A 17,951-nucleotide genomic window follows, 5' to 3' on the forward strand; every position below is an offset into this window, starting at 1 on the left:
AAGTTTAACGTTAAAATCTTATTTCTTAGTTACATAATAAGCTAATAGTCATCAATAACTTTTCTGCTTGTGGTGAAGCTAATTGCGCATCAACTGGTAGATACCACCAATATGATTTTGCAAATGTACGACATTTTACTGCATCTTTTTCAGTCATTAATAATGATTGTTGCTTACTAGCAAGTGGTAATAATTGTTTCAACGAATAATTTTGATGATCAGCAAATTGATATTCTTTTTGCGTAGTGACACCTAATTGTTTAAGCATTAAAAAAAATCGTAACGGATAACCAATACCTGCCATGGCTATAACCTGTATTAATTCCTGAACAGGTCTTTGTTCTCCAGTTACTAGATTAACTGCCTTAGAAGCTTGTAATTGCATAGAAATTTCTTCTGATCTTGCGTAACCACCATTAATAATAATGGCATTTACTGAAGTAAGCCGTCCTTCACGTTCACGCATTGGACCAGCAGGTAACCACCAACCATTGCCAAAACGATGTAATGCATCAATGACAACTAGTTCAAAATCTCTTTGTAAAGCATAATGTTGTAAACCATCATCCATTATTACTAAATCTAATGAATGCATATTTAATAAGGACTGAACTGCTGCAGAACGGTTAGGTGACACAGCAACAGGCACTCCAGTACGTTGAAAAATTAGTATAGGTTCATCACCAACTTGTTTAGTAGTAGTCTGCATTGTAAGTATTATTGGATAATTTGATGATTTACCGCCATAACCACGTGTAACTACTCCAATACGTAATCCGCGTTTTCGTAATTGTTTTACTAACCAGATAACTACAGGTGTTTTACCGTTACCTCCTACGGTAAGATTGCCTACTATCACGATTGGTATTGGTGAGCGCCAACTAGCACGCCAGCCTTGTAAGTAACTTATACGAATTAACCAGGTTACTAATCCATATAACCAAGATAAAGGTAATAACAATAAATAAAGATGTGACTGACTAAACCAAATATAATTTATCATTAATTAAATTGTATATGGTTAAGTTGAGCATAAACACCTTGTTTTGCTAATAATTCACTATGTTTACCTCGTTCTATAATGTAACCACCTTCTATTACTAAGATTTCATCTGCTTTTTCAATTGTAGATAAGCGATGCGCAATAACTAATGAGGTACAATTTTTTTGTAATGTTTCGAGAGCAGCTTGAATAGCACATTCAGATTCAGCATCTAATGCTGAGGTAGCTTCATCAAGAATTAAAATAGGACAGTTACGCAGTAAAGCACGTGCAATTGCAATACGTTGACGCTGCCCTCCAGATAGCATTACGCCATTTTCACCAATTAAAGTATCAAATCCATTCTCCATTTTATTAATAAAATCAGTAGCACAAGCCATTCGTGCTGCTTCTTTTATTTCCTCACGGCTATATTGCTGATTTCTAGCATAGGCAATATTATTAGCAATAGTATCATTAAATAAATGCACATTCTGTGAGACTAATGCAATCTGATTACGTAGTGATCGTAGTTTATAATCACGTAAATCATGCTGATCAATTAAGATGTTACCTTTATTAACATCATAGAAACGAGTAAGAAGATTGACAATAGTTGACTTGCCTGAGCCTGAGCGTCCAACTAGTGCCACTATTTTACCTACCTGAATATGTATGTTAATATCTTTTAGTACTGGTGTTTCTTTTCCCGCATAACAAAAGCTAACATTTTGAAACTGAATATCTCCATTTACCCGAGTTACTTCTAATTTGCCTTGATCTTTTTCTTGCTTAGTATCAAGAATAGAAAATAAGCTTTGGCAAGCTGCCATACCACGCTGAAATTGAGAATTAATATTAGTTAATGATTTTAATGGACGCATTAATGAAATCATAGAAGCAAATACTACAGTAATAGTACCAGCAGTTAGGTTTTCCATTACACTAGGAAAACTAGCTGCATATAATATAAAGGCAAGAGCAAAAGAAGCAATTAACTGAATAATAGGATCAGAGATTGATGAAGCAGAAACTAAACGCATTCCTTGTTGTCTCATTTGGTTACTAACTACGTCAAAACGCTCAATTTCTGTTTTTTGTCCACCAAAAACTAAAACTTCTTTATGTCCTTTTAGCATTTGCTCTGTACTAGTAGTTACTTGTCCCATAGTATTTTGCATATTTTTACTAATATCACGGAAACGTTTAGATACAATACGAATTGCTAATGAAACAATAGGAGCAATAATAATTAAAATTAATGATAGTTGCCAACTATAATAAAACATCATAACAAATAACCCAATGATAGACGTACCTTCTCTAACAGCTGTAATTAACGCACTAGAAGAAGAGGATGCTACCTGTTCCGAATCGTAGGTAATACGAGAAAGCAACATCCCTGTAGATTGCTGATCAAAAAATGAAACTGGCATACCCATCATATGACTAAATAGACGACAGCGCATATACATTACTACTTTACCAGAAACCCATGCAATACAATAAGTTGAAATAAATCCCATTATACCTCGTACTAGCATCAGACTAATAATAGCTAATGGCATCCACATCAAAATTGAACTATCTGCCTTACCAAAACCATCATCTAGTAATGGTTTAAGTAATGATAACATAAAAGCATCACTAGTTGCGTTAAGGATTAATGCTATTGCCGCAGTGATAAGACCAGTTTTAAATGGAGTAATCATCGGCCATAAACGCTGAAAAGTTTGCCATGTGGAAAGATCTTTATCATTGATCATCAAAGATTAACCTAAAAAGATTTGACGAAGTATTAGTAAGCACAAGAGGTTTAGAATAGTTTCTAAGAAACCCATTCTACATAATAATATCCTCTAATACTAAACCATTTATGTTACTAATAAGGTATTAATTACCCATGATAACTACTTGCATATTACTTTTTACTAAAAATAGCCTGAGTAACCTAGATACATAGGTGTTATGCTATATAACAAACCTCTTAGAAAATTTCATCTATCTAATTTCTATATTATAAATTACTACAATGAAATTATAGCCTAATTTAAACTATCTTTTATTTTATAGAATTATCTAATATTATTTAAATTTTTTATTTATATAGAATATAATATTACTAATTACTATAAAATAATTTAACTTAAGTTATTTATTCTTAATACAGTAAGTACTGTATAAACCAGTAAGTACTGTATAAATAATTATTTTTATTAAAATTATTAAAATAATAATTAACATCAATATATTATTATTTATTTTAAAATAAACTTATATAATCTTCCCTATTATACTAATAATATTTTCATTTAATACATACTAACTTAATAATCTAAGAATATTACGTTTATCTATTATATTAAAAGAGTTTTTATTTTCCTCCTAGAGAACATTTATTTTTAATAATCTTATCAAACCTTTAATAACTTGTATATATAACTATCCTAATTTTAGGATGCATTAAATATTAAATTCCTTAAAATACTTAAAAATATTATATATCTAGGACTAAATTAGCGTATTTTATTAGTATATTCTTTATTTATTTAAAAATTTTATATATAATTTTTTATTTACTATAGCTTTATCTAATAAAAAATAAGTATGGTATACTAAAAGATTGACAAATCAATTAATTAAAATAAAGTTACAAGAAATTAAGAATTTAATTTTTATAATGTTACGAAATATCATTTGTTATATTTACTTACTATTAAACAAAACAAATTACCATAGCTTAGCTATACAACTTAGTATATAGTAGTATACTGTAATTTAATGCTATAAGCTATTAGTCATTCATTACTAGATTATCTAGTTAATATTTTAACTAGCAAAATTATCTGCCTTATATAAATTGTAATGAGTTAGTAACAATTAGGTTTTACTTTTATGTGATAATAGTAGCCTAATATTACTAGGAAAAATATTTTTATTTAAGAAGTAGAATGAGTTATTATTAGCACTCTTAATAAAGTTTAGTTTATTATAATATTAGCAAACAAAGTATTTACTGATAACATATGAGGATTAATATATAATAATAACTAATTGCAAAAATGTTATAATAACTCTATGTTTTAATTTTAGTATATTACTATTTTAGCTACTTAACTACCCCGTATAATAATTGTTATAGAATAAAGCTTAGTTATTTTATGCTAAATAAGACTTAGTTTAACATAGATGGTACATAATTAAGAGCGCTAATAATATCTTAATTTATAAGTTACAATAGATTTCTTAGAACTTATTTTAAATCTATTAAATAAGGCTCTTAGGTAGAAGAAAAGTATAGTTTTAATAAATGTATAAACGTATTTAATAAAATTATTTGACTAAAATATGATAATCTTAAGAAATTTTAATTATCTTCTAAGATACCTTAGTTTTATAATCTAACTATAAAGTATCATTATGATGGAACAAAATATTCAATCTATCCCTATAAAAGACACTATAACTATAGATAGAAAGGCGCTAAAAAAAGAATATAGATTAATAACACTAAAAAAATATTTTAAATCTTTAAACTTACTATTATTAAGTATGGTAATTATCATGCTTGTTAGCATGTTGAGTATAAGTTTTTATTTTTACAAACAACAATTTCAGCAACAACATATAACTAATCAATTATTACTTCAAGAATTAAATCAATTAAAACAAATTCAAGCAGAAGAAAGAAAATATTTAAAATATTTACTACAAAAACATAGTAAAGCGTTAGAAATATCAAATCATCAACAAAACTCTTTAATCTATCAATTAAATAAATTACAGAGGAAAATTATTTCTGTTTCGAGCGGTAATACTAAGATCTGGTTACTTGCTAAAACAGATTTTCTTGTGAAAATGGCTGAGTATAAATTATGGATAGATCAAGATATTACTAGTACTATTATCTTGTTAAAAAATGCTTATACTAACTTAGTAGGTATAAATGATCCTAGTTTAATAAAAGTAAGTCGTGCTATTATAGAAGATATTCATACAATATCTACTATTAATCAGATTGATTTTGATGGTATTATTCTTCATTTAAATCAACTAGTAAATCAAGTTGATAACCTCTATTTATCTGATAATAATAAATATAATCAACTAACAAATAAAAAAAATAAAGTACTTTCTAGCTCCATGTCTGAATGGAGAAAGAATTTAAATAAAAGTTGGCAAAATTTTATTGCTAATTTTATTAGTATTCGACGTCGTGATAATAACAAGTTAATATTAGCGCCAAATCAGGATATTTATTTACGTGAAAATATCCGTGCCAGTCTGTTAATAGCAGCTCAGGCTATTTATCATCATAAGGATAAAATTTATAAAAAATCACTTAAGACAAGCTCTACCTGGATACGGATTTATTTTGATACTAACAACATTAATAATAAAATGTTTTTACTTAAGCTTGATAAACTAAACCAACAATCAATCTCAATAAATCTACCTAATAACCTAAAAAGCTCATCAATTTTAAAAAATTTAATACGGATTAATAATATAATCTGTTAGTATTTATCTAATAGATTATATTATTAATCCGTATTAATATAAGAATATTATTCTTTTATATTAATCAAATAAATTAGTAAAAGTTTAAATCTCAAGGTTGTTGTTAATAACAATAACTATTTGTATAATTAAAATACTTATTATATTATAATTATTAAATTTCTTAAAAATATTAATTTTTAAATAAACTTTATCTATGTTATAAAATAGCAAATGAACAATATTACTAACATAGTAATATTGTTAGATAACTATTTAAGAAAAAATATCATTAGATAAATTAATTAGTATATTTACTAAAGGTAATGTATCTAACTAACTAGATATAGAAAATATTACTTTTATGAAGTAGAAGTTGGTATAACTATAACATTATTGCTATTACTAATCTAATAATAAAGAATGCATAAATAATTTTTAATTTATTATTAATGAGAACTATTACTAAGATTACATTTATTGTATTATTCAACTTAGTTTTAATTGGTAGTAAAATAATTATATTTAAGTATAAAAGCAATTTACATTCTATATTAATGCTCTTCCTAATAATTACTTCGTTAAATTTACTAGACAAGAAATATTTATCTACTATATTTAAATGTTACAATTAAACAGAATAAATAGATTTAACTATTCTAATAAAGTATCTGAAAATGCTATTGTTTAAAATTTTTTTACTATTTAATTATAAGTTAATTTATTACATTAGTAATAGATATTACAGTATAGATGCTCTATTATAACTGGATGATGCAGTATTACCTTTTACTTATAAGATAATTTTAACTATTTATATAGTCTTTTTAAATAAAAAAACTATTAAATATTTTCCATATTCTAATATAAGATTAAATAAATTACCTATAAAATCTAAGTAATTAGATTTAATATACGTAACAACTATTTACTTATTTTATAGTTATTAACTTTTCTTTAATTATTTTTCTTATTTATTTTTAATTAAATTTATAAAATTATCAATACTATCTTCTTATATTAAAAGAACAACATGCTCTATTAAATCTTATATAATAACTTTTTAATATCTAACTAAGCTGCTAAATAAAAGATTAATACATAACTAAATTAGTATTTTTATAACATAACTATAATATTAGTAATTTCACTATCCATTTATATTATATCAAATGTTAGTATAATATAAATGTATGTTACTAACATAATTTATTATTATTTTTCAATTTTTAAAATTAATATATTAATTTTAAAATATATAAAGTAAAATATTATATAAAGTTATATATCTATAATATAATATCAATAGCTTGCTATATAAAAAATAATAAATTAAAATACCATTATTTATATAGAATTTATGCTAATATTTCTTTATTTAATTGCTTTATTTTTAGCGACATAAGTTCATAACAATAATTAGTTAATATACGTACTTGCTTCCTACTGTAATAACGCGTATCAATTGGCGGCATGATTTCAATAATCACTCGTCCATTAGACCAATGATTTAAATTTATATTACCATGAGTATTGGAAACGCAAATTGGTATAATAGGTACATTAGCAGCAATAGCAGCATGAAAAGCACCAGTTTTAAAAGGCAACAAACCTCTTCCATAACTGCGAGTTCCTTCAGGAAATATCAAAAAAGAAAGTTTTCTTTTTTTAATTTCTTTAATAACTTGAGTTATAGTATTATATGCTCTTGTTTGGTTATTACGATCTATTAATAAATTACCAGTTAACCAATATATTAACCCAAATAACGGAATCCATAATAAACTTTTTTTACCAATAGTAACACAACCAAAAGGAATAACTTTTGCTATAGTAACCATGTCATAATTATTTTGATGATTAGCAATGTAGATACAATTATTAAATTGAGTAGTTCTTTGTGGTATACGTTGCTCTACAGTAATACCAAATAACGTTGACATCCAGCCAAATAAACGCCCGAAAAAAGCAACATGCTTAGGATTACATGGGCTAAATAAACAATAAATAGAACCAAAAATACAAATAAGAATACAATACAAAATCGCAAATAGTAGACGTAAAACTAATAACATAACTTCCTCTGAGGGTCTATTATAAATTATTATATTTATTAATACTAAATTAAAATATATTCAATACATTTATTATTTACTTAAAGTCATTGACTTACTATTTAGATTGCCTTTAAAGTAAATAGATAAATAATAATATTTTTATTTATGAGAATTATATTAATTTAGTTTAAAATTACTTAATTAAACTGATAATAAATTTATTGATTATTTATTTATTAAATAGAGTATATTATAAAATCTATCAAATTACTCTAGTAGTATCTCATATATTAATATAATAATATATTTATCTTTCTAAAATAACTTTAGAAAACTTTTAACATTTAAGGTACTTAATTTTATCATATAGTTATCTTAATTTTTAAAAATGTTGATAATATTACTATCCATTATTGTTTTATGTAAATTTATATAATTAACTAAAATCTTTAATATTTTAAGGTAAATAAAATATAAGCTTCTGTTTAAATTACTAAAGGATTTATGGAGTATATAAATACTATAATTATTGTTAATAGTATTAAAAATAGTATAAAGCTGGTTAGTAACTGAAAGAAATTTATTTGTGTAGATAACTTTAGTAATAAAAAGATACTAATAAATATTATTGAATAACATTTTCATTTTTCTATTTTTTTAGAATATACTTAGTAAGTTCATATGTCACTATTTTATTGAAGTATTTGATTAAGAGAATATTAATTCTATCAATTAATTAATTTATTTTCTAGATAAATAAAAAAAATCTAAAAACTATCCTAATAAATAACTAATTATTATCCTCAGTAATACAAATGTACTAATATGTTAAAATTTTTAATTAAATAATAAGTAGGTTAGTGAAAATAAAATAACTATATAAATAAAAGATTAAGTTATACTTAGTTTTACTAATTATATTAACTGCATAAAGTTTAAAAGAATATATTTAATTTTTTATAATTATTAATAGTATATAATTCTAGGTTTTGCTAAAAGCATTATTAGTTATAAAATTAACAAAAATCTATTATAAAAGTAAATTTTTTAAAGATTATTATATTAGATATATTAAAGGTAAATTAGTTAAATTTGCTATCTTCTTAAAAAGTTAGAAAACAGTAATTGATATGATTAATAGAAAAATTTATCAAAGATTTTTAGTATAGCTAATAGCTTTTTAACTTAGTTTGATAATAAAATATATAAAAATATATATATGAATTAAAACATATATATAACCGTGTTAAAACTAAAATTAAAAGTACTTAGTCAAGCTAAACAAGATCAAAGTTCCAAAAATTTTAATTATTAGAAAAGTTAATTCTTTTATCTAATAACTCGTATAATTTAGAAGTAAAGCAAAATAGCGACATTAAAATAACGTAAATAATTTAAAAATAAAACTAAAATAAAACTATTACTAACTTGTTATTTTATAAAATTATCTATAAAAATAAACTAAAATTAGATAAAAATCGTATTAAGAAATTAATTAAAATGGTATCTTTTTATGAAGATCTATAACAAGTCTTTAATTTTTAAAATAATCAGAAAAATCTATAAATAATACATGCAATATAGTTCTAGAAGAAAAGTAGCAGAAAAGATCCTAGTTACAGTTAAAATAAATAAAAATAACTACCTTTAGTTAATTAATAAACTTGTCTACTAACATATGATATTTTAAAATATTTAATTAATAAATATTTAATTTATTAAACTAGTAGTTATTAGCTTTAGGTTTTTTGTTTGTATTGCTATTATTAATTATTACTAATTATCTTAAGTAAGATCTATAATAAATGATGTTAAATGCTATTAGGATATAACAATGTCATATAATAAAAAACAAAATCAATTTGTATCAAACATGGCTCTTGTACCAATGGTTATAGATCAAACTCCCCGCGGGGAACGTGCTTATGATATTTATTCTCGTTTATTAAAAGAACGTGTTATTTTTTTAACCGGGCAAATTGAAGATCATATGGCTAATCTAATTGTAGCGCAGATGTTATTTTTAGAAGCTGAAAATCCAGAAAAAGATATTTTTCTGTATATTAATTCACCAGGAGGAGTAGTTACAGCTGGTATGTCTATTTATGACACTATGCAGTTTATTAAGCCTGATATTAGTACAATGTGTATTGGGCAAGCGTGCTCAATGGGAGCTTTTCTATTGACTGCTGGAGCAAAAGGTAAACGTTATTGTTTGCCTAATTCTCGTGTAATGATTCACCAACCGTTAGGTAGCTATCAAGGTCAAGCTAGTGATATAGAAATTCATGCTCAAGAAATTTTAAAAGCAAAAATACGTATTAATGTACTTATAGCAAAACATACAGGTAAACCACTTAAAATAATAGAAAAAGATACAGAACGCGACTACTTTTTATCTGCCGAAGAATCAGTTAAGTACGGTTTAATAGATAGTGTACTAGCTTATCGAATTTTATCTGATACTAATAAAATAAATAGTGTCAAAAAAAGTAAAAAATAATCTTCTTCCACTGTTATAAAGTATACTCCACTACATGTATGTTATATATAACCTCATCAATGATTTATTTCGACGATTAAATCTACTATAGTAAAATATTATGGTATAAGCATTTTCTAATATAAATTAGAGATTATTCAAACAATATTAAAGAATTTACCATCATATTTCACAATAATAGAATATTAAATAATAATTTAAACGATTACTTTATTATAGTATTTATTCTATGGTGATAAGGACTAAAAAGAGGTTTATTAATGACAGAAAAATGCAAAAAGGGGTCAGAAAAGCTATTATATTGTTCTTTCTGTGGTAAAAATCAAGATGAAGTACTTAAATTAATTGCTGGTTCAGCAGTATATATCTGCAACGAATGTGTTGATTTATGTAACGATATCATTCGCCAGGAAATCAAGGAAACAGTTCCGTCATACAAAGAACAAAGCGTATTACCAACACCACAGGAGATTCGTCATCATCTTGATGACTATGTTGTTGGACAGGAATCAACAAAAAAAGCATTAGCTGTTGCGGTATATAACCACTATAAACGTATTCGTAATAGCCATATTAGTAATGGTGTTGAGTTAGGTAAAAGTAATATTTTATTGATTGGTCCTACTGGTAGCGGGAAAACCTTATTAGCAGAAACTTTAGCTCGTTTTTTAGATGTACCCTTTACTATAGCGGACGCGACTACTTTAACTGAAGCCGGTTACGTAGGAGAAGACGTAGAAAATATTATACAAAAGCTATTACAAAAATGTGATTACGATATACAAAAAGCACAACTAGGCATTGTTTATATTGATGAAATTGATAAAATTTCACGTAAATTAGATAACCCATCAATAACCCGTGATGTTTCTGGTGAAGGCGTACAGCAAGCACTATTAAAACTAATAGAAGGCACTATTGCATCAGTACCCCCACAAGGCGGACGTAAACATCCACAACAAGATTTCTTACAAGTTGACACTTCAAAAATTCTTTTCATCTGTGGTGGAGCTTTTGCTGGATTAGATAAAGTTATTAATCAACGTATAAATACTGGTACTGGTATTGGTTTTAGCGCTATAGTGAAAAATATATCTGAACAGGCAAATGAAAACGAATTATTAAAACAAACCAAACCGGAAGATTTAATTAAATTTGGTTTAATTCCTGAATTTATAGGGCGTTTACCAGTAATGACAACACTCAGTGAATTAAATGAAGATACATTAATTAAGATTTTAAAAGAACCAAAAAATGCATTAACAAAGCAATATCAAATACTATTTAACCTAGAGGGTGTTAAACTTGAATTCAGTGAAGATGCTTTAATGGCAGTTGTCAAAAAGGCAATGACACATAAAACAGGCGCACGTGGTTTACGTTCTATTCTTGAAGAAGTATTACTAGATACTATGTATCATCTACCATCAATGAAAAGAGTAAATAAAGTAGTAATAGATGAATCAGTTATAATTGGCCAATCTTCTCCATTATTGATTTATAATAATATTAAAACTTAAGTAATTGTTGAATAATTAATTCAAAGAGGCAATGCAAGACGGGGTCTTATCTTTAGTTTTTATCATTATATCATTATTATTGAATCTCATATTTTCATCCCAATATAGTTAGAAATTTATATAGTAAACTTCGTGACGACCCATATTTTATGAGATTTATTATAAGTTAGGCAATAAGCTAAGAGAGAGTTCTATGAACCTTGAACATTCTGAGCACATAAAAATCCCTGTATTACCATTGCGTGATATGGTGGTTTACCCCTATATGGTGATCCCATTGTTTGTAGGTCGAGAAAAATCAATTCGTTGCTTAGAAGCTGCGATGGATCATGATAAAAAAATCATGTTAGTTGCGCAAAAAGAAGCTTCAACAGATGATCCTTGTGTTAAAGATCTATTTTCTGTTGGTACTATAGCTTCTATTTTACAAATGTTAAAATTACCAGATGGTACGGTAAAAGTGCTAGTAGAAGGATTACAGCGAGCAAATATTACGACGCTTTTAGATAGTGGTAAATATTTTTCAGCATTTGCTGAATATTTAAAACCAGTACTAATAGATGAACGTGAACAAGAAGTTTTAATGCGTACAGCCATTAACCAATTTGAAGGTTACATAAAACTTAATAAAAAAATTCCTCCTGAAGTTTTAACTTCTTTAAATAATATTGAAGATGCAGCACGCCTTGCTGATACTATTACTGCTCATATGCCATTAAAGCTAAGTGATAAACAGGCTGTACTTGAGATGTTTTCGGTGACTAAGCGTCTTGAATACTTAATGACAATGATAGAATCAGAAATCGATTTATTACAGGTTGAAAGACGTATCCGTAGTCGTATAAAAAAACAAATGGAAAAAAGTCAACGTGAATACTATCTTAATGAGCAAATGAAAGCAATTCAAAAAGAATTAGGAGAAATAGATAATAATCCTGATGAACAGGAGATACTAAAACGTAAAATTAAAGCGTCAAAAATGCCACGAGATGCACGCGAAAAAACTGAAACTGAATTACGAAAACTGAAAATGATGTCACCAATGTCAGCAGAAGCAACGGTTATACGTAGCTATATTGACTGGATGTTGCAAGTACCCTGGAGTAGTCGTAGCAAAGTTAAAAAAACTTTAATTAAAGCAGAGCAAATATTGGATACTGATCATTATGGTTTAAAACAAGTTAAAGAACGTATTTTAGAATATCTTGCTGTACAAAGTCGTATTAATAAAATAAAGGGTCCTATTCTCTGTTTAGTTGGTCCACCAGGAGTTGGTAAAACTTCTCTTGGTCAATCTATTGCCCAAGCAACTGGCCGTAAATATATACGTATGGCACTAGGAGGCGTACGTGATGAAGCTGAAATACGCGGTCATCGTAAAACTTATATTGGTTCTATGCCAGGTAAGTTAATTCAGAAAATGGCTAAAGTAAAGGTAAAAAATCCGCTTTTTCTATTAGATGAAATTGATAAAATGGCTGCTGATATGCGTGGTGATCCAGCTTCAGCATTACTAGAAGTTCTTGATCCAGAACAAAATATAGCATTTAATGATAACTATCTTGAAGTTGATTATGATCTATCTAATGTAATGTTTGTAGCAACTTCTAATTCAATGAATATTCCTGCGCCATTATTAGATCGTATGGAAGTAATTCGTCTTTCTGGTTATACCGAAGACGAAAAACTTAATATTGCGAAAAAACATTTACTACCAAAACAATTTGAACGTAATGCGGTTAAAAAAACTGAATTAACGATTGAAGATAATGCTATAGTTAATATTATCCGTTTTTATACTAGAGAAGCAGGCGTACGCAGTCTAGAACGTGAGATATCTAAACTATGTCGCAAAGTAGTTAAAAAATTATTAATAGAAAAATCTCTTAAGCAAATTAAGATTAATAAGGATAATTTAAAGGATTTTCTTGGTATACAAAAAATTAACTATGGTAGGGCAGATACAGAAAATCGAATCGGACAAGTGACTGGGCTCGCTTGGACAGAAACGGGAGGTGATTTACTTACTATCGAAACAGCTAGTGTTCCAGGAAAAAGTAAACTTAGTTATACAGGCTCGCTAGGTGAAGTGATGCAAGAATCTATTCAAGCGGCATTAACGGTAGTACGTGCTCGTGCTGATAAATTAGGTATCGCTGCTGATTTTCATGAAAAACATGATATTCACGTACATGTTCCAGAAGGGGCAACCCCAAAAGACGGCCCAAGTGCTGGTATTGCAATGTGTACAGCATTAGTTTCTTGTCTAACTGGAAATCCAGTACGTGCAGATGTTGCAATGACAGGTGAGATCACATTACGTGGACAGGTATTACCTATCGGTGGTTTAAAAGAAAAATTACTAGCAGCGCATCGTGGTGGTATTAAAATAGTATTGATTCCTGATGAAAATAGACGTAACCTAGAAGAAATCCCCAATAATATAATTATTGATCTCATTATTTATCCAGTAAAAGCTATTGATGATGTTTTAACTTTAGCATTGCAAAATCCACCTTTTAGTACACAACTATCTCCTTTAAAGAGTGAAGATGCATGATAAACATTAATAATGTTAATGCTGGTAAATCTGTCTAGTTTATCAGTTACTATACACAGTAGAGTATTGTTATTTTATGATAGAAAAACCACGTGCAGTAACTAAGAGTATTATTCTTAAGATTATCGTTACCTTAATCATCCTCTCTATTATACTAACCAGTATCAGTAGCTATTTAATAGATGAGAATGATAAGTATGCTGCTAAAGTTAATGGCAAAAAAATTAATTATAAACAGTTAGAAGAAGTATTTCAAGGTGAACGTTTCCGTTTACAACAACAATTAGGAGAACAATTTTTTACCTTAGCAAGTAACGAAAGTTATATGAAGCAGTTACGCCAGCAAGCACTTAAACAGTTAATTAACAGTACATTACTTAATCAATACGCTGAAAAACTTGGTTTAACAGTTAGTGATGAACAAGTAAAAGCATCAATTCGCCAGATTCCTTATTTTCAGATAGATAATAAATTTGATAATGCTAAATATCTTAGCCTAATTACTAGTATGGGATATACAGCTGAATATTTTGCTCAACTACAGCGTCAGCAGATAATTATAAAACAACTATTACAAGCGATTAGCAATAGCGAATTTATTTTACCTAGAGAAATTAAAGATATATCAGAATTAATTTTACAACAACGTGATGTCCGTTTAGCAACATTCAATATTAGTAAATTACAAACTCAACAAAAAACAACAGAAATAGAATTACAAACTTATTACGATCAACATAAAAATAATTTTATCACACCGGAAGAAATAAAAGTTAACTTTATTGAGATAGATGCAACAGCAATACAAGATAAAATTATAGTTAATAAAAAGGACATTCAAGCTTATTATAATCAGCATAAAAATAACTACAAACAACCAGAACGTAAAAATTTTAGTGTAATTCAATTTAAAACTAAAAAAGAAGCAGAGTCTACTTTGTATAAACTAAAAAACGGTGCTAATTTTGAAATACTAGCTAAACAAAAATCAACTGATATTATTTCACGCAAAAAAGGTGGTGCCTTAGGTTGGTTACAAACTGAAACTATTGGTAATGAGTTTAAACAAGCTAATCTAACTAAAAAAGGACAACTTTCAGGTGTTATAAAATCTTCAGTAGGGTATTTATTGATACGTTTAAATGATATTCAAACAGAATATATTAAACCATTAAATGAAATACAAAGTGAACTAGCTAAACAAGTGAGACAGGAAAAAGCGCTAGATACCTATTACGTATTACAACAAAAAGCCAGCATAGCAGCTACTAAAGATAATGATTCATTAATGTCTATTGAAAAAATAACAGGACTAAAAATTCAACAGACTGACTGGTTTACACGTGCAACAGTTCCTAAAAAACTTAACTTTAACCCCTTAATACAAATAATGTTTGATGGTTCTTTAATTAGAACAAAAGAAAGAGCTGGTAATAATTCTGATATCATTACTGTTGAAGAGGGTAAAGCTTTTATTATTCGTATAGCTAAACATAAAGTTGAAAAAATAAAACCTTTTAAACAGATCCATAACGAACTAATTACATTAGTTAAATATCAAAAAGCGCAATACTTTGCTCAAGCTGAGAGTAAAAAAATTTTAGCAATATTAAAGCAAAATAAAGATACTACTGCAATTAAAACTATAAAGCTAAAATTTACTAAGAAAAAAACCATGTCACGTTCTATAAATGATGGATTACTAACCAAAACTATCTTTAAACTATCACCGCCACAAAAAAATAAGCCAGTATATGGTTTATCTCAAGATAGTCAAAATAACATAGTATTAATTGAATTACTAAATATTACTCCAGGTAAGCTACCTAAGAACGAAATAAAAAATTTTATTAGTCAGATGCAGCAGAGTACTAACGAAATAACTTTTGCAACATTAATGACAAACCTATACCAAAAAGCAACTATAAAAATAAATATGATAGAACAATAATAATAGTAAGTATCAATATCTATTGATAAAAAATAAGCAGCTAAATGATACTAATTTGTGAGTTTATCTCATATTTTTTACTAAAAATTACCAGCTAATAAGTTGTGGTACAAGTAAGTTTTATGTCTAAAAAGTAGTGATGTAATAATATTAAGAGTATTCATATAGCACTACTATAAACATAGTAACTAAAGGTTAAAGTATAGGTTTACTTTTTTATTATTTTTTATCTTTCATTAGATTTATAATGAGATATCTAAGATTTTATAATCTTAACCTTAAATTATTACACTAGTTTTGTAACTTAAATTTTTTCTTACAATTATATTATTTATAATTAAAATGTAATAAAATAGATTTTTTAGTATTTTTAGTATAAATTAAATAGATGGAAGAATTTTAACCCTTGTTAAAATAATAGCAATCCAAGATAGATTAAATATTATAAATACCAGCTATATAGAAATAAATAAGTAAGGTACGCTACTGTTTTTATTTATTTCTTTAAATAAAAAATTTTCTATATCTTTTAAAGATATTAAAATAATTTATATAACTATATGTAAGTAAAAAATTATATTTTATATCTTATTTATATAAACTAATTATTAGGTATATTTTATATTTTTTAACCTTTAAGTTATGAATAGTATAATAATAAAGCACCTATTTGTTTTATTAAAAAATAGTTATAAATTTTTATAAAAAATTATTTTTTAATAGATGTTAGCTAACTCTTTATTATTTTAAATTTATCCATAGCTTTTATTAAACATAATAATGTTAAGCTACTTTAATTTTTATTTTGATCGTAAATTAACCCTATTTATTATTATTAAAAATTTAATAATTTAAATAACTTTTAAGCTATAAAATACTATAAGAGTAGTAGTATACTTAAATTATAGGTTATTACTAAATAATGGATTAATAGTTAGTTAGTTAGTTAGTTAGAAAAATATTTCTAATTCTTTTATTGAATTTAATTTTTTAAAAAATATATATAAATAATTTAAAAGTAGTATTAATATTACTTAAAATTTATTTAAAATAGGTAATATATATTTAATATAGCAATTATAGAGTCAATTTAAATATAAGTTATAAATAATAATAAATATAATTTTTTATCAATAAATAAATTTTATATAATACATCTAATTCATATTAAAAATAATAAATAAAAATAACTATTTTTTAAATAAAAAAATTTATTACATCTATTGATATTCTTATTTAAATTTAACTATAGTTTAGGTTTAAAAGAATATTCTAATTTTTACTTTATAGTTATTCATAATAGTAATACTAGATATTTATAAAACTAACAAAAATTTATCACATTTAGCCTAAATAAATAACAGTAATTAAAAAATTTAGGTTATGTTTAGTTAATTATTTATTAATAATTTTCAAGCATTCACAAAAGTATTATAGTTATTTTTCTATTAACTAAAATTATAGAATAAGTAATAATTATATATTAAAAGTAATATACAGTATCAGCATATATTTATTAATGCTACTAAATACTGTTAAATTAATAAAAACATAAAGAGTTTTATTTATAAAAAAGATATGTTCTTAAAAAGAACCAGCAATCGCAGACAAAAAGCAAAGGCAGTTACCTGCATAACTATTTTTTAATAAAAGATATTATAATTTTAGATTACTTAAGGATTTTATGTATAAATATACCTTATAATAAAAATAGTGATAAATATAGATTATTCAAGACTAGTAAAATTTATTTAAACTTAATATTTTTTAAAAAATAAAGAAAATTCTTTGATACTAAAAAGTAATGCAATAATTATAATTATAATTATAATTATCAAGTTAGTATACATTAAATAAAATGCTATTAGTATAATTAAA

At 25.7% G+C, this 17,951-nt stretch carries 8 protein-coding genes; 5 read left to right on the forward strand and 3 right to left on the reverse strand.

Annotation, left to right across the window (positions count from 1 at the left end):
• Window positions 1-25: 25 nt before the first annotated feature.
• Both lpxK and msbA read right to left on the reverse strand, forming a co-directional pair.
• Window positions 26-1,003, reverse strand: a complete 978-nt coding sequence (lpxK, locus tag AB4W73_RS02450) for a tetraacyldisaccharide 4'-kinase (RefSeq protein ID WP_367680265.1) — start codon at window positions 1,001-1,003, stop codon at window positions 26-28.
• Complete coding sequence (gene msbA / locus AB4W73_RS02455) at window positions 1,003-2,748, reverse strand: lipid A ABC transporter ATP-binding protein/permease MsbA (RefSeq protein ID WP_367680266.1); 1,746 nt, start codon at window positions 2,746-2,748, stop codon at window positions 1,003-1,005. The genes lpxK and msbA overlap by 1 nt, the downstream gene beginning before the upstream one ends.
• A 1,654-nt stretch (window positions 2,749-4,402) precedes the next feature.
• Here msbA and hemX point away from each other — a divergent pair.
• Entirely contained in the window at window positions 4,403-5,503 is a 1,101-nt protein-coding gene (hemX, locus tag AB4W73_RS02460) for a uroporphyrinogen-III C-methyltransferase (protein ID WP_367680267.1), read from the forward strand.
• A 1,337-nt stretch (window positions 5,504-6,840) separates the two neighbouring features.
• On the opposite strand, the gene AB4W73_RS02465 is transcribed toward hemX, so the two are convergent.
• Entirely contained in the window at window positions 6,841-7,557 is a 717-nt protein-coding gene (locus AB4W73_RS02465; protein ID WP_367680268.1) for a 1-acylglycerol-3-phosphate O-acyltransferase, read from the reverse strand.
• Between the two features lie 1,816 nt (window positions 7,558-9,373).
• Here AB4W73_RS02465 and clpP point away from each other — a divergent pair.
• The 4 genes from clpP (at window position 9,374) to ppiD (ending at window position 16,073) form a co-directional block, all read left to right on the forward strand.
• On the forward strand, window positions 9,374-10,042 hold the full coding sequence (gene clpP, locus AB4W73_RS02470; protein ID WP_367680269.1) for an ATP-dependent Clp endopeptidase proteolytic subunit ClpP: 669 nt from the start codon (window positions 9,374-9,376) through the stop codon (window positions 10,040-10,042).
• A gap of 260 nt (window positions 10,043-10,302) precedes the next feature.
• Complete coding sequence (clpX, locus tag AB4W73_RS02475; protein WP_367680270.1) at window positions 10,303-11,562, forward strand: ATP-dependent protease ATP-binding subunit ClpX; 1,260 nt, start codon at window positions 10,303-10,305, stop codon at window positions 11,560-11,562.
• 193 nt (window positions 11,563-11,755) lie between these two features.
• On the forward strand, window positions 11,756-14,122 hold the full coding sequence (lon, locus tag AB4W73_RS02480; RefSeq protein WP_367680271.1) for an endopeptidase La: 2,367 nt from the start codon (window positions 11,756-11,758) through the stop codon (window positions 14,120-14,122).
• A gap of 76 nt (window positions 14,123-14,198) precedes the next feature.
• A complete protein-coding gene (ppiD, locus tag AB4W73_RS02485; RefSeq protein WP_367680272.1) occupies window positions 14,199-16,073 on the forward strand; it encodes a peptidylprolyl isomerase in 1,875 nt (624 codons plus the stop codon).
• The last annotated feature ends 1,878 nt before the right edge of the window (window positions 16,074-17,951 follow it).

The organism is Candidatus Fukatsuia anoeciicola, from assembly GCF_964059965.1.
In the GTDB taxonomy this organism is placed as follows: Bacteria; Pseudomonadota; Gammaproteobacteria; order Enterobacterales; family Enterobacteriaceae; genus Fukatsuia; species Fukatsuia anoeciicola.

What these genes read in the sequence shown, in the direction of transcription:
- lpxK (WP_367680265.1), bottom strand. Translation starts at nt 1,003, where the DNA reads ATGATAAATTATATTTGGTTTAGTCAGTCACATCTTTATTTATTGTTA.
- msbA (WP_367680266.1), bottom strand. Translation starts at nt 2,748, where the DNA reads ATGATCAATGATAAAGATCTTTCCACATGGCAAACTTTTCAGCGTTTA.
- hemX (WP_367680267.1), top strand. Translation starts at nt 4,403, where the DNA reads ATGATGGAACAAAATATTCAATCTATCCCTATAAAAGACACTATAACT.
- AB4W73_RS02465 (WP_367680268.1), bottom strand. Translation starts at nt 7,557, where the DNA reads ATGTTATTAGTTTTACGTCTACTATTTGCGATTTTGTATTGTATTCTT.
- clpP (WP_367680269.1), top strand. Translation starts at nt 9,374, where the DNA reads ATGTCATATAATAAAAAACAAAATCAATTTGTATCAAACATGGCTCTT.
- clpX (WP_367680270.1), top strand. Translation starts at nt 10,303, where the DNA reads ATGACAGAAAAATGCAAAAAGGGGTCAGAAAAGCTATTATATTGTTCT.
- lon (WP_367680271.1), top strand. Translation starts at nt 11,756, where the DNA reads ATGAACCTTGAACATTCTGAGCACATAAAAATCCCTGTATTACCATTG.
- ppiD (WP_367680272.1), top strand. Translation starts at nt 14,199, where the DNA reads ATGATAGAAAAACCACGTGCAGTAACTAAGAGTATTATTCTTAAGATT.